Below are 13,247 nucleotides of genomic sequence, written 5' to 3'. Positions count from 1 at the left end.
GCTCTCTTGGCACTGGCGCAACCGCGCGTCCACCGGCACTGTGCCGGCCATAAATCCGGGAGACCTTACGACCATGACCCGCGCGCAAGCGATCGCGAAAGCTCAGGACTATTTCGATTCAGGCCGAATGAAGAGTGACCTCGGCCGCCTCGTCGCGATCCCCACCGAAAGCCAGAACCCGGACCGCGCCCCCGTCCTCGGCGAATATCTCGAGCAGGAGATGCAGCCCCTGCTCGAATCGCTCGGCTTCACCTGCCGCACCCTGACCCATCCGAAGGCGCGCGGCCCCTTCCTCTATGCCGAGCGCATCGAGGACCCGGCCCTGCCGACCATCCTCGGCTACGGCCATGGCGATGTGATCCGCGGCCTCGACGCGCAATGGAGTGAGGGCCTCTCGCCCTGGAAGCTCGTCGAGCGCGAAGGCCGCTGGTATGGCCGCGGCGTCGTCGACAACAAGGGCCAACACCTGATCAACCTCAGCGCGCTCAGCGCCGTTCTGGAGACGCGCGGCAAACTCGGCTTCAATGCCAAATACCTGATCGAGATGGGCGAGGAGTCCGGCTCGCCGGGCCTGCGCGAGCTCTGCAGCGAAGAGAAGGATCTGTTCAAGGCCGACGTCCTGATCGCCTCGGATGGGCCGCGGCTCAATGCCGAGCGCCCGACCGTCTTTCTCGGCGCGCGCGGCGGCGTCACCTTCGACCTCTCGATCAATGCCCGCGAGGGCGGGCATCACTCTGGCAACTGGGGCGGCATCCTCTCCGACCCTGCGATCCAGCTCGCCCACGCCATTGCCTCGATCACCTCGCCGAGCGGACAGATCCGTATTCATGAATGGGTGCCCAAGGAACTGCCGCCGGCGGTGCGCAAGGCGCTGATCGGCTGCGAGATCGACGGTGGGCCGGACGGCCCGGCGATCGATCCGAACTGGGGCGAGCCCGGTCTGACGCCGGCCGAGCAGGTCTTCGGCTGGTGCTCCTTCGACGTGCTGGCGATGAAGTCCGGCGTGCCCGAGACGCCGGTCAACGCCGTGCCGCCGAGCGCCTGGGCGCGCTGCCAATTGCGCTTCGTCGTCGGCATCGACCAGAATGATGTCGTGCCGGCGCTGAAGCGGCATCTGCAGCGCCACAACTTCCCCATGGTCGAGGTTTCGCTCAGCCGCTCCGAGATCTTCGGCGCGACGCGCCTCGACCCGGAAGATCCCTGGGTCGATTTCGCCCTGGCCTCGATCGCCGAAAGCACCGGCAAGAAGCCGGCCCTGCTGCCCAATCTCGGCGGATCGCTGCCGAACGACATCTTCGCGGATATCCTGGCGCTGCGTACCATCTGGGTGCCGCATTCCTATCCCGGCTGTTCGCAGCACGCGCCGGATGAGCATCTGCCGGTCGCCATCGCCCGCGAGGGCCTGACCGCCATGGCCGGTCTCTACTGGGATATCGGCTCGGGCGACGCACCGGCGGTCTAGTACTCGCCCTTGAGGCCTACTCCTGCGGCTGACGCGGATCGCGCCCCGGTGGGAGATCGATGGGTGTCGCCGGAGGTGCTTCCGGCGGCGCGTTAGGCGGAAACTCCGGCGGCGGTTCGGTCGGGATGCCCTGGGGTTCCTCGTCCGGCGGCGACTCGACCGGCGGTGCCGGCGGAACATTGCCGGGCGTCAACGGTGGCGCCTCCGGAGGCGGATCGGGGATGGCCGGGGTATTGCCGGGTGCGGCCTTCAGGCCGTTGTTGAACTGCATCATGCGAAACCTGTCCTTTTCAGACAGAAACGCCCGAGCCGCCGAAAGGCTCCGCGGTGCAGCGATGGGGCAGGCGTAGCCGCCCACTCAGTCCGGCGAGGGACCTCCGTCCCCGTTACGCTCGGGCGGCGTAGCGCGACCCTGGAGCCTACGTTCCAGCGAATGATCGAGGGCCAGCAGGACGAGTGCCAGAGCCGTCGCTGTCAGCGTCACCGGCCACTTCCCCAGCCCGGCTGAGCACCCCAGCGCCGCCGTCACCCAGATCGCCGCCGCCGTGGTCAGCCCGTGCGGCGTCATCTCGCGATCGCGGTGGATGATAAGGCCGGCGCCGAGAAAGCCGATGCCGGTCAGCACACCCTGAACCACGCGGCTCGCCGCATCGGGATGGAGCGTCTCGCTGAACAGGCTCGCAGCCGCTGCCGTACCGATTCCCACCAGGCCGAAGGTGCGCAGCCCCGCACTCTTGCGGTGAAGGGTCCTCTGCCAGCCGACCGCCACGCCCGCGACGAGGCCGGCCAGCAGCCGAAGCATCAATTCGAGTTCGTCCAAGATGCCGTTCGCTCCGCAGGCGCCGTGACGCGACGATAGCACAGCCGCGAATCCGGCGAAGCAACCGCATGGCTGCTCGGCCCGCGAAGTGGCTATCCAACGATGTCCAGGAAAACCGTGGTGGGTGATGTAGGGCTCGAACCTACGACCCGCTGATTAAGAGTCAGCTGCTCTACCAACTGAGCTAATCACCCATACGCCACGAAGCGTTGCCGTTCGGCGGCGTCAGCCGCGTCAGGCAGGGGGCGTGTAGCAAAGGCCCCGCCCCCTGTCCACCCGTCTGTGACAGATTTTTCAAACTCGGCGGGAAAGGTCCCACCGAGCTGTGGATTATCACGCCGCGCGGCGGTTCAGCAGGTGGTAGAGCACGATCGCGCCGAAGGTCGCGGTGCCGATTCCGCCGAGCTCGTAGCCGAAGATCGGCAGCTTCAGATCGCCGGCGCCCAGAATCAGAGCCGTCGCGACGGTGATCAGATTCTTCGGCTCGGAGAAGTCGACCTTGTTCTCCACCCAGATGCGGCCGGCGGTGGCGGCGATGAGGCCGAAGACCACGACCGCGAGGCCGCCAAGCACCGCGACGGGAATCGTGCCGATCACCGCGCCGAACTTCGGCGAGAAACCGAGAGCCAGCGCAATGATGCCGGCGGCGACGAACACCAGCGTCGAATAGACTCGCGTCACCGCCATCACGCCCATGTTCTCGGCATAGGTGGTCACGCCCGTGCCGCCGCCCGAGCCGGCGATCATCGTGCCCAGCCCGTCGGCGAAGAAGCCACGGCCAATCAGGTGGTCGAAATTGCGCCCGGTCATCACCGAGATGCCCTTGATGTGGCCGAGATTCTCCGCGACCAGGATGATCGCGACCGGCACGATCAGCGTCATCGCCTTCATGTCGAAGACCGGCGCCACGAAATGCGGCAGGCCGAACCAAGCGGCCGCGCCGATCTTGCCGAAGTCGATCGGCGGTGCGCCGAAGCTCGGCGCCGTCAGCGCATAGAGGATATAGGCAGCGAGCCCGCCGATGAGGATGGGCAGGCGCTGCGGCAATCCCCGGCCGTAGACCGCGACCAGCGCCACCGCGACCACCGTGAACAGCGCGAGCCATTTGGTGTAGGGGCTCGCCGAGATCATATTGATCGCGACCGAGGTCAGGTTGAGGCCGATCGCCGCCACGACCGCACCGGTCACCACCGGCGGCAGCAGCTTCTCGATCCAGTTCGTTCCGACGCCCTGCACGATCAGGCCGATCAGCGCATAGACCGCGCCGCAGGCGATGATGCCGCCGAGCGCGACGCCGATGTTCGGATTGGGACCGGAGCCGGCATAGCCCGTCGCCGCGATGACGACGCCGATGAAGGCGAAGGAGGAGCCGAGATAGCTCGGCAGCTGCCCGCGCGTGATGACGAAGAACAGCAGCGTCGCGATGCCCGAGAAGAAGATCGCGACATTCGGGTCGAAGCCCATCAGCACCGGTGCCAGCACCGTCGAGCCGAACATGGCGACGACATGCTGCAAGCCGGCGATGATCGTCTGCCCTGTCGGCAGCCGCTCGTCCGGCATCACTGCGCCGGAAGTCTTCAGGGTCCAGTTCGGAAAATAGCCCATCGGCATCGCTCCCCAGGGTCGCCGGGGGGCGACCGCACCGGAAGAGCAGATGAGGGCAAGAGGCAGGCCAGCGCCAGATCGCGCTGGCGTCATCCACCGGAATCCAGAGGCGGCCGACGTCATGCCAGGGCTTGACGCGAGGGTCCCCTGCGGAGCGAGGCTCCGGAATTCTTCGCCTCCGGAGATTCTCGGGCCGGCACTTCGTGCCGCCCGAGAACGACGTTCTTGAACTTACTCCGCCGCCTGCGCGTGCAGGCGCCCGCCGCGGGCGATCAGCTTGTTGAGCGCAGCCAGATAGGCCTTGGCCGAAGCCACCAGGGTATCGGGATCAGCGCCGCGCCCGCTGACGGAAGAGCCGTCGCGCGAGAGGCGCACCGTCACCTCGGCCTGGGCGTCCGTGCCCTCGGTCACCGCGTGGACGTCGTAGAGCTCCAGCCCGGCCTCATGCGGCACGATCGCCTTGATCGCGTTGAAGATGGCGTCGATCGGGCCGTTGCCCTCAACCTCCTCGGTAACATGCCGGCCTTCGACATCGAGCTTCATGGTCGCACGCTGCGGGCCGCGCGTGCCCGCGATCACCGTGAGCGATTCCAGCTTGATGCGGTCATGGGCGGTTGCGATGTTCTCGTCGACCAGCGCCTCGATATCCTCGTCATAGACATGCTTCTTGCGGTCGGCCAGGGCCTTGAAGCGGGTGAAGGCGTCTTCCAGCTGATTGTCGCCGAGATCGTAGCCCATCTCCTTCAGCTTGGAGCGGAAGGCGGCGCGGCCGGAATGCTTGCCCATCACCAGCGAGGTCTTGGTCACGCCGACCGAGGCCGGCGTCATGATCTCGTAGGTGGTGTTGTTCTTCAGCATGCCGTCCTGGTGGATGCCGCTCTCATGGGCGAAGGCGTTCCGGCCGACGATCGCCTTGTTGTACTGCACCGGGAAGGAGCAGGCGCTCGATACCGCCTTCGAGACGCGCATCAACTGCGTCGCGTCGATGCCGGTGTCGTAGGGCAGCACGTCGCCTCGTACGCGCAGCGCCATCACGACCTCCTCCAGCGCGGCATTGCCGGCGCGCTCGCCGATGCCGTTGACCGTGCACTCGACCTGCCGGACGCCGCCCTCGATCGCCGCCAGCGAATTGGCGACGGCCAGGCCCAGGTCATTATGGCAATGCGCCGAGAAGATCGCCTTGTCCGCGTTCGGCACGCGCTCGCGCACCGCCTTGAACATGGCGCGATACTCGTCCGGCGTCGCGTAGCCGACCGTGTCGGGCAGATTGATCGTGGTCGCACCGGCCCGGATCGCAGCTTCGACCGTGCGGCAGAGATAGTCGATCGGCGTGCGTGTGGCATCCATCGCCGACCACTCGATATCGTCGACCAGATTGCGCGCCTGCGTCACGGTCGCGGTGATGATCTCCAGCACCTGCTCCTGGCTCTTGCGCATCTGGTGCTCCAGATGGATCGGCGAAGTCGAGACGAAGGTGTGGATGCGCGGCTTCACCGCATGGCGCACCGCCTCGCCGGCGCGGGCGATGTCGGTGCTGATGGCCCGGGCGAGGCCGGCGACCGTGGCGCGCTTCAACCTGCGAGCGATCTCCGAGACGGCCTCGAAATCACCGTCCGAGGCGATCGGGAAGCCGGCCTCGATGATGTCGACGCCCATCACGTCGAGCGCCTCGGCGATCTCCAGCTTCTCCTCGAAGGTCATGGTGGCGCCGGGGCACTGTTCGCCGTCGCGCAAGGTGGTGTCGAAAATCAGCACGCGCTCTTTGGAGGAGCTGTTCTGGGTCGGATTGGTCATGGTCTGCTTCCGGTTTCGGTGCGCCGCGAGATCGGAAAAGGCGGGCGCTGGGTTTGCTGTCGGCGTTTCTCGTCACTCCCCTGAGCGCCCAGGCAGCATGCCCGGCCGGCCCTCAGGGGCAGCTAAGGAGAAGGAGGCCAGGAAGCGAGAACGAAGCGCGTGCGAGGGGAGCGCGAGCGCACATGCTGACAGCCTGCGCAGTGGCGCAGTCCTTCGTCAGGTCATGGCGGGCGGTCGAAACCACGGGCGTTCCTCAAATCGACGGGACAGGATGTAACCGAAAGCAGGTGTCGAGCGCAAGCATGTGTCTTATGCACGCGCGTCAAATGACAGAGGCGATCTGTGGATTATGCTGGCGCGGCGCGATTCGGCCGGCGGTCGCGCCATGCTGGAAACCGGCCTCTTGCTGCCGGAGACCCGCGCCGATGATGCGCTATGACCGCCCCGCCATCGGGCTCGCCTTCGGCCTCACCGGCCTCGCCGGTTTCGTCGATGCGCTCGGCTTCCTCAGCCTCAGTGGCTTCTTCGTCTCCTTCATGACCGGCAACACCACCCGCCTTGGCATCGAACTGGCCGGGCGCCATGCCGGCGGCATCGTTCTGGCCGCGACGATCCTCGGCCTCTTCGTCCTCGGCGTGGTCTGCGGCTCGCTCATCGGCCATTTCGGCAGGCAACAGCGAAAGGCGGCGGTGCTCGCCTTCGTCACCGCGGTCCTGATCTTCGCAGCCAGCCTCGACACCATCGGGCTCAGTACGGCCGCGGCCGGCATGCTCGCCTTGGCGATGGGCGCGGAGAATTCGGTCTTCCAGCGCGACGGCGAGGTCACGATCGGCCTGACCTACATGACCGGCACGCTGGTGAAGATGGGGCAGCGCCTCGCCGGCGCCCTGCTCGGCGGGCCGAAGCTCGCTTTCCTGCGCCATCTCGTGCTCTGGCTCGGCCTGCTCAGCGGCGCGGTCGTCGGAGCCGCCGCCCATAGCCGCATCGGCCTCGACGCGATCTGGCTGGCGGCCGGAGCGGCTGCCGGATTCACGGTGCTGGCGTTCTTCATGCCGGAGCGCGCATAGGCCCAACTTCGCCGAGTCTTTGGTCCTTTCTCCGACATGAGAGCAATGCTAAGCATTCCCTAACGTCACGCACTACAACGATGACCGACTGCTCGAACAGATCGGTGCAGCGGGAACGGCCGCACGAAACGTCAGGGAGGCAATCATGCAGCAGACGATCTTCGGCGTGCTCATCGTCATCGGTCTTTCGGTGCCCACAGCGCTCACAGCGCAAACGGCACCGTCGCAGGAGAAGCTGCGGCGCGGCGAATACCTGGCGAGCATCATGGACTGCGCCGGCTGCCATACGCCGGGCATCTTTCTCGGTAAGCCCGATATGCAACGGCGGCTCGCGGGGTCCGAGGTAGGCTTTCACATTCCGGGCCTCGGCACCTTCTTTCCGCCCAATCTCACGCCGGACAAGGAAACGGGGTTGGGCTCCTGGTCCGAGGCCGACATCGTCAAGGCTGTCCGTCAGGGAGCCCGGCCCGACGGCCGCGTCCTCGCGCCGGCCATGCCCTATCAGAGCTACGCCAAGCTCACCGAAGCGGATGCTTCAGCCTTGGCCGCCTATCTCAAGAGTCTGAAGCCCGTCTCCCATAAGGTCCCGGCGATCGTCGGCCCCAACGAGAAGGCCACCGCGCCCTATCTTACCGTCAACATGCCGCAATAGGCGGCCGATCGGACGGCGCGATTTCACTGCTCCCGAGAATCAGACATCGTCGGGCGGTCTTGTTTCCGCGGAGCTTTCCGATGCGTCATCTGCCCGTCCTTGCACTCTCCGCCGTCCTGCTATCGGCCTGCCAGACTTCGACGGTCAGCGCGCCCCCTGCCCCGCCGCCGGAACAGGCTGCGCCGGGCGTGACGCCCAGCAGCTTCCGCATGCCGACGGGCACGGGCTGTTCTGGCGAGGTCGAGCGCTTCCAGGCGGTGATGGACAACGATCTCGCCACTGGGCATACGACCAAGGGCGTGCATGACCGGGTCAGCGGCGAGATTTCGCGCGCCCGCTCGACCTGCGCGGCGGGCAACGACGCCGGCGCAATCAGTCAGATCCATGCGACGAAAGCGAGATTCGGCTATCCTGGCTGAGACAGCAGCTCAGGCCTGACTGAAGGGACACGGCCATGAAACGCCTGCTAGCAACTGCCGCCGTCGCAGCAGCCATGCTCGGCGTTCCGGCATCCGCCTTCGCCTTCTCCGCCTCATTTTCCTGGAAGGGAATAGGCGCCTGCGGCGGAATCTCGCCAGCCTTCACGGTCCGTAACGCTCCGAAGGGCACGACGAGCCTGCGCTTTGCCATGCGCGACACCGACGCGCCCAATTTCCGGCATGGCGGCTCGACGGTCGCCTATGACGGCAAGGGGCGCGTGGCGCAGGGGGCTGTCCGCTATGTCGGCCCCTGCCCTCCAACGGGGCAGAAACATCGCTACGTCTGGACGATCGAGGCGCTCGACAAAAGTGGTGCAGTCCTTGTCCAGACCGAGGCTCAGGGCTCGTTTCCGCCCTGAGCGCGCCGGTTCGAGATGCTCCCGCTCAGGCCGCCAGCCCCCGCTTCTCCAGCAGCGCATCCGGAGTCGGCAGCCGGCCGCGGAAGAGCGTATAAGCCTCGGCCGCATCGCGCGTATCGCCCGCCGAATAGATGTAGCGCTTCAGCTTTTCGGCGACCTGGGCCGAGAACACATCGCCCGTTTCGATGAAGGCGTTGAAGGCGTCGGCGTCCATCACCTCCGACCAGAGATAGCTGTAGTAGCCGGCCGAATAGCCATCGCCCGAGAAGACATGGGTGAAGTGCGGCGTGCGGTGGCGCATCATGATCTCGTTGGGCATGCCGATGCGCGCGAGTTCCGCCGCCTCGAAGGCGAGCGGATCGACCTCCGCCGGCTCCTCCAGCGAGTGGAAGGCGAGATCGACCAGCGCCGAGGAGGTGTATTCCACGGTGGAGAACCCTTGATTGAACGTCTGCGCCTTCTCGATCTTCTCGATCAGGGCCTCCGGGATCGGCTCGCCGGTCTCCGCATGCAGGCAATAGTCCCGCATCACCTCGCGCGTCAGGAACCAGTGCTCGTAGAGCTGCGACGGCAACTCGACGAAATCGCGCGCCACCGCCGTGCCGGCGAGTGAGCCATAGGTTACATCCGAGAGCAGCCCGTGCAGCGCATGGCCGAACTCGTGGAAGAGCGTGCGCGCATCGTCGAGCGAGAGCAACGCGGGCTTGCCCTCCGCCGGCTTGGCGAAATTGCAGACATTGACGATGATCGGCCGGGTCTCGCCGTCGAGCTTGCGCTGGCCGCGGAAGGCGCTCATCCAGGCGCCGGAGCGCTTCGAGGAACGGGCGAAGTAGTCGCCGATGAACAGGCCGATATGGCGCCCGGTCGCGGCTTCCGTCACCTCGAAGATGCGGACATCCGGGTGATAGCCGGCGAGTTCCGGCCGCTCGGCGAAGGAAAGCCCAAAGAGCTTGCCGGCAACGTCGAAGGCAGCCTGCCTGATGCGGTCGAGCTGTAGATAGGGCTTCAGCACGGTTTCATCGAGCGCATAGGTCTTCTGCCTGACCTTCTCGGCATAGTGGCGCCAGTCCCAGGGGCGGATCGGACCGTTCTCGCCCTCATCCTGGGCGAGAGCCGCGAGATCGGCCGCCTCGCGCGCGGCGCGCGCCTTGGCCGGATTCCAGACCAGTTCCAGAAGGCCGCGGACATGCTCAGGCGTCTTCGCCATGGCGTCGTCGAGCTTGAAATGCGCGAAGGTCGGATAGCCCAGCAGCTTCGCCTTCTCGGCTCTGAGCTTCACCATCTCGGAGACAATGGCGCGGTTGTCGCTCTCGCCGCCATTCTCGCCGCGCTTGCTCCAGGCGATGAAGGCTTCCTCGCGCAGGTCGCGGCGGGTCGAGAAGGTCAGGAAGGGCTCGATGATCGAGCGCGACAGCGTCACCGCGTGCTGGCCGGGCTTGCCGCGATCGGCCGCCGCGCGCGCCATCGCCGCCTTCAGGAACTCCGGCAGGCCGGCGAGCCCGGCCTCGTCCTCGATAAACAGCGCATAGGAGGATTCGTCCTTCAGCACGTTCTGGCTGAACTGCGTGCCGAGCGCCGCCAGCCGCTCATTGATGGCGGCGAGCCGCTTCTTGTCCTCAGGCGCAAGCTTGGCACCCGAGCGGATGAAGCCCTTATAGGTCCGTTCCAAGAGCCGCGCCTGCTCGGCGCCGAGGCCGAGCGTATCGCGCTTGGCGTTGACGGCATCGACGCGGGCGAAGAGCCCCTCATCCATCATGATCGCCGACCAGTGCCGCGCGGAGATCGGCGACATCTCGCGCTCGATCGCCTGCAGCGCCTCGTTCGTATCGGCACCGGTCAGGTTGTAGAACACGCCGCCGACGCGGCTGAGCGCACGCCCTGCCCGTTCCAGCGCTTCGATGGTGTTGGCGAAGTCGGGCTCAGCCTCGTCTCCGACGATCGCCGCGACCTCCGCCTTGTGCTTGTCGAGCGCCGCATCGAAAGCCGGGCGAATATGCTCCGGCTTGATCGCGGCGAAAGGCGGCAGCCGAAACGGCGTTTCCCAGCGCGTGGCGAAGGGGTTCTCCGCCGGCAGTGACAGGGTTTCCGGATAGGCGGTGTCGGCAGAGCTCATCGGGTTACTTTCGCAGGGCGGGCGGGATCAGTCGCCGTCGAAGATATGTGCGAGATAGCGGCGCATGAAGGGCGGCATGTCGTGCTTTTCGGTCTCGGCGAGATCGCGCACGATCACGATGTCGGAGAGCTCTTCCTCCACGAGGTGCTTCATCCGCCCCAGCATCAGCGCGCGCGCTGCATCCGCTGGCAGGTCGATTCCGACCTCGCGCATGAAGGCGATGCGCCCCTGTTCGATCAGCGCCGTCCAACCCTCACCCACGCTGAGCTCCTCGACGCTCAAGCCCGTTTCCTCCGCGAGTTCGCGGGTGACGCTGCCGGCGAGGTCGAGCCTGCCGTCGGGGCGTGTATCCTCGCGGTCGGGCGTGCCGGCGGCGAAATAGACCTTGCCGGCATTGGCGGTGTGCTCGCCCATTTTCCCGCAGAGGAAGGCGCCATCGTTGGCCCGAAGCGCCGCCATGGCAAAGCCGTTGCGGATCACAGGGCCGGGATAGCCAACATCGCGCCAGGTCATGAAGGCGGCATAGTCGGTCTCGAAATAACCGGCCTCGAACACGCCGTCGCGGATGGCGGCGCGGTGCTGGAGCATGATGCGGCCGTTGAACATCGCGGGCTTCCCGGCGCTTATCTTCGCCCAATGCGCCTCGATATTCCCGGCATTTTCGCGGGCAAAGCCCCAGTCATAAGGCTCGACCTTGGCATCGACCCTCGACAGCCGGACGATCGTGCCGTTCTCGACGCCGTCGTTCACAGCAATACGCCCTCGCTGACCACGACGGCCGAACCGCCGATGCGCGCCGAGACGAGTGCGCCGTTCCGGACGCTCAGTTCCAGCGCGATCTGCGAGGGCCGGCCCATCTCGTAGCCCTGTTCGACGACGAAGCGATGGTCGCCGTCATCCGGCTTGCCATAGGCCATGACGGCACCAGCGAACGCCGCGACCGCGCCGCCCGTCGCCGGGTCCTCGCCGATCCCGGTCCCCGGCCAGAACATGCGGGCATGGAAGGCATTCCCCGCCTCGGCCGTCTCGGCGCTGTAGAGGAAGGCGCCGCCCGTGCCGACCGCCGCTTGCCAATGCGCGGCTTCCGGCCTAGCCCGGCCTACGGCCTCCCGCGTCGAGACGGGCACGCAGAGAAAGGGCACACCGGCGGAATAGACCGCCGGCCGATAGGCTAGGAAGCCGAGATCGCTGGACTGAAGCCCGAGTGCTGCCGCGATCGCGCCGGCAGTCGCCGCCTCCCCCACCTGCTCGGGCAGACGCGGCAGGGTGAAGATGGCATGGCCGGCATGGCTGCCGGTGACCTCGACTGCGCAGGAAACCGGTCCGATCGTTTCCTCCAGTACCAGCATATCGGCAGGCACGCCCGCGGCATGGTCGGTGAGCGCAAGCCAGACCGCGGTGCCGACCGTCGGATGGCCGGCGAAGGGCAGTTCCGAACCTGGCGTGAAGATGCGCACCGAGGCACGGTGCCCCGGCCGTTCGGGCGGCGAGACGAAGACCGTCTCCGACAGGTTGAATTCCTTGGCGATGGCCTGCATCGCGTCCGTATCCAATCCCTCGGACTGAAGCACCACCGCCAGCGGATTGCCGGCATGGCGATGCGTGGTGAAGACGTCGAGTGTGACGAAGCGGCGTTTCATCCGTGCCTCCTTGGGGTCACCCTGCCGGGATGTCGAGGTCGATGGTGAGCGGACAATGGTCGGACGCCTTGGGCCGGTCCCAGCCAACGCGCGGATAGCGATCGGCGCAGGTCGCCAGCCGCGCCATCGAGCGGTCCGGCTCGCGCGGGTCGAGCGGCACGCGGTACGGCAGGCCGCGCCGGATCATCTGCATGGCGGGCGTCGAATTGGCCGCCGCCAGAGCCGGGGACAGCAGGATGTGGTCGAGCGGCATATGGCTGTCGACGAGCTTCTCCTGGCCCTCTGACCAGTAGCGCCTGAAATGCGTCCAGCGCTCATGCGCCGGCAGCGCATCCAGCGGATCGACGGCAAAATCATCCAGCAAGGGCTCGATGCCGCTGGCGCCCTCATCGACTCGCTCGGCCAGCGGCCCGAGGCCGTAGCGGTAGCCGTTGAGATCGCCCAGCACGATCCAGTTCGTCTCGCGCCAGCCGCCGCCGAAGCGTTGCTGGATCAGCCATCGGACCGCCCGCGCCTCGGCACGGCGCACCGGCAGCGTCACCTCGCGCCCGTCCTCGCGGCCATTGTTCATCGACTTGAAGTGGCAACCGAACAAGCTGAGCCGCCTTCCGTCGACGGCCAGTTCGACCTCCAGGCAGTCGCGCGCGAAGACCTTCCCGTGTGGCCCGATGCCGAGCATGGCGAGTTCGCGATCATGCACGCCGGCCTCGGCGAAGGTCAGGTCCTTGTGCGAGCGCACCGTCACCTGCCCCGGCCCGAACAGGTCGCGCCGCGCCGCAAAGCCGATATCGATGCCTCGCCGGTCATTGCCGTCGATCAGCGTGAAATGGCCGTAGCGGTGGTCGGCGATGCGATGGACATAGTTCGCGAAGAAGGCCTGCAGGCTCGCGAGCGAGTCGACCTCCTGCAGCATCCATAGATCGGCCTGCGCTTCGGCGATGGCGAGCGCCGTCATCTGGCGCTTGTCGTCCTCCAGCGCCACCGCGAGAGAACGCTCGACCGCGTCGCGCTCGTCGGAGCGTGGAAAGTGGAACAGCGACATCGCCGCCGCCGTTTCGGTACGCCCGCCCGGCTCGAAGCGGTGGCGCGTCAGCAGGTTCTCGACATTGAAAGTCCCGACACGCAGCTTCATCGGAGGACCTTCTCCCAGCCCTCATCCTGAGGAGCCGCGAAGCGGCGTCTCGAAGGATGCTCCAGATGGTTCCAGAGCCTCCTCAAGCATCCTTCGAGACGCGCCTGGCGGCGCTCCTCAGGAT

13 protein-coding genes and 1 tRNA gene are annotated in these 13,247 nt (G+C 66.6%); 5 read left to right on the top strand and 9 right to left on the bottom strand.

Annotated elements, in window-relative coordinates; translation table 11 throughout:
• The first annotated feature begins 73 nt into the window (after nt 1-73).
• A complete protein-coding gene (locus AC1DEZ_RS06825; protein ID WP_476779149.1) occupies nt 74-1,462 on the top strand; it encodes a M20 family metallopeptidase in 1,389 nt (462 codons plus the stop codon).
• Between the two features lie 16 nt (nt 1,463-1,478).
• On the opposite strand, the gene AC1DEZ_RS06820 is transcribed toward AC1DEZ_RS06825, so the two are convergent.
• The 5 genes from AC1DEZ_RS06820 to AC1DEZ_RS06800 form a co-directional block, all read right to left on the bottom strand.
• Nucleotides 1,479-1,736: a hypothetical protein gene (locus tag AC1DEZ_RS06820; RefSeq protein WP_476779148.1), complete on the bottom strand. Its 258-nt coding sequence runs from the start codon at nt 1,734-1,736 to the stop codon at nt 1,479-1,481.
• Between the two features lie 84 nt (nt 1,737-1,820).
• On the bottom strand, nt 1,821-2,282 hold the full coding sequence (locus AC1DEZ_RS06815) for an MgtC/SapB family protein (protein WP_476779147.1): 462 nt from the start codon (nt 2,280-2,282) through the stop codon (nt 1,821-1,823).
• A 118-nt stretch (nt 2,283-2,400) separates the two neighbouring features.
• A tRNA-Lys gene (locus AC1DEZ_RS06810) sits at nt 2,401-2,476 on the bottom strand.
• 139 nt (nt 2,477-2,615) lie between these two features.
• A complete protein-coding gene (locus AC1DEZ_RS06805; protein ID WP_476779146.1) occupies nt 2,616-3,893 on the bottom strand; it encodes a solute carrier family 23 protein in 1,278 nt (425 codons plus the stop codon).
• Between the two features lie 225 nt (nt 3,894-4,118).
• Nucleotides 4,119-5,681 (bottom strand): 2-isopropylmalate synthase, encoded by a 1,563-nt coding sequence (locus tag AC1DEZ_RS06800; RefSeq protein WP_476779145.1) that lies wholly within the window; start codon nt 5,679-5,681, stop codon nt 4,119-4,121.
• A 425-nt stretch (nt 5,682-6,106) separates the two neighbouring features.
• Here AC1DEZ_RS06800 and AC1DEZ_RS06795 point away from each other — a divergent pair, with 425 nt between their 5' ends.
• The 4 genes from AC1DEZ_RS06795 (at nt 6,107) to AC1DEZ_RS06780 (ending at nt 8,238) form a co-directional block, all read left to right on the top strand.
• Entirely contained in the window at nt 6,107-6,748 is a 642-nt protein-coding gene (locus tag AC1DEZ_RS06795; protein ID WP_441513757.1) for a YoaK family protein, read from the top strand.
• Between the two features lie 145 nt (nt 6,749-6,893).
• The gene (locus tag AC1DEZ_RS06790; protein WP_441513758.1) at nt 6,894-7,400 is read left to right on the top strand and encodes a c-type cytochrome; all 507 of its coding nucleotides are present in this window, start codon (nt 6,894-6,896) and stop codon (nt 7,398-7,400) included.
• An 80-nt stretch (nt 7,401-7,480) separates the two neighbouring features.
• A complete protein-coding gene (locus AC1DEZ_RS06785; RefSeq protein WP_441513759.1) occupies nt 7,481-7,819 on the top strand; it encodes a hypothetical protein in 339 nt (112 codons plus the stop codon).
• 35 nt (nt 7,820-7,854) lie between these two features.
• The gene (locus AC1DEZ_RS06780; RefSeq protein ID WP_476779144.1) at nt 7,855-8,238 is read left to right on the top strand and encodes a YbhB/YbcL family Raf kinase inhibitor-like protein; all 384 of its coding nucleotides are present in this window, start codon (nt 7,855-7,857) and stop codon (nt 8,236-8,238) included.
• 25 nt (nt 8,239-8,263) lie between these two features.
• On the opposite strand, the gene AC1DEZ_RS06775 is transcribed toward AC1DEZ_RS06780, so the two are convergent.
• The 4 genes from AC1DEZ_RS06775 to AC1DEZ_RS06760 are packed head-to-tail and all read right to left on the bottom strand — an operon-like array spanning nt 8,264 to nt 13,123.
• Nucleotides 8,264-10,351, bottom strand: a complete 2,088-nt coding sequence (locus AC1DEZ_RS06775) for a M3 family metallopeptidase (protein WP_476779143.1) — start codon at nt 10,349-10,351, stop codon at nt 8,264-8,266.
• Nucleotides 10,352-10,378: 27 nt separating this feature from the next.
• The gene (locus AC1DEZ_RS06770) at nt 10,379-11,101 is read right to left on the bottom strand and encodes an NUDIX hydrolase (RefSeq protein WP_476779142.1); all 723 of its coding nucleotides are present in this window, start codon (nt 11,099-11,101) and stop codon (nt 10,379-10,381) included.
• The gene (locus AC1DEZ_RS06765; protein ID WP_476779141.1) at nt 11,098-11,991 is read right to left on the bottom strand and encodes a PhzF family phenazine biosynthesis protein; all 894 of its coding nucleotides are present in this window, start codon (nt 11,989-11,991) and stop codon (nt 11,098-11,100) included. The genes AC1DEZ_RS06770 and AC1DEZ_RS06765 overlap by 4 nt, the downstream gene beginning before the upstream one ends.
• A gap of 16 nt (nt 11,992-12,007) precedes the next feature.
• Nucleotides 12,008-13,123, bottom strand: coding sequence for an endonuclease/exonuclease/phosphatase family protein (locus AC1DEZ_RS06760; RefSeq protein WP_476779140.1), 1,116 nt, complete (start codon nt 13,121-13,123; stop codon nt 12,008-12,010).
• Nucleotides 13,124-13,247 lie beyond the last annotated feature (124 nt).

Source organism: Allobosea sp. 10L422, from assembly GCF_056395345.1.
The sequence above is the reverse complement of the archived record's forward strand: the minus strand, read 5'-3'. Positions and strand labels throughout refer to the sequence as shown.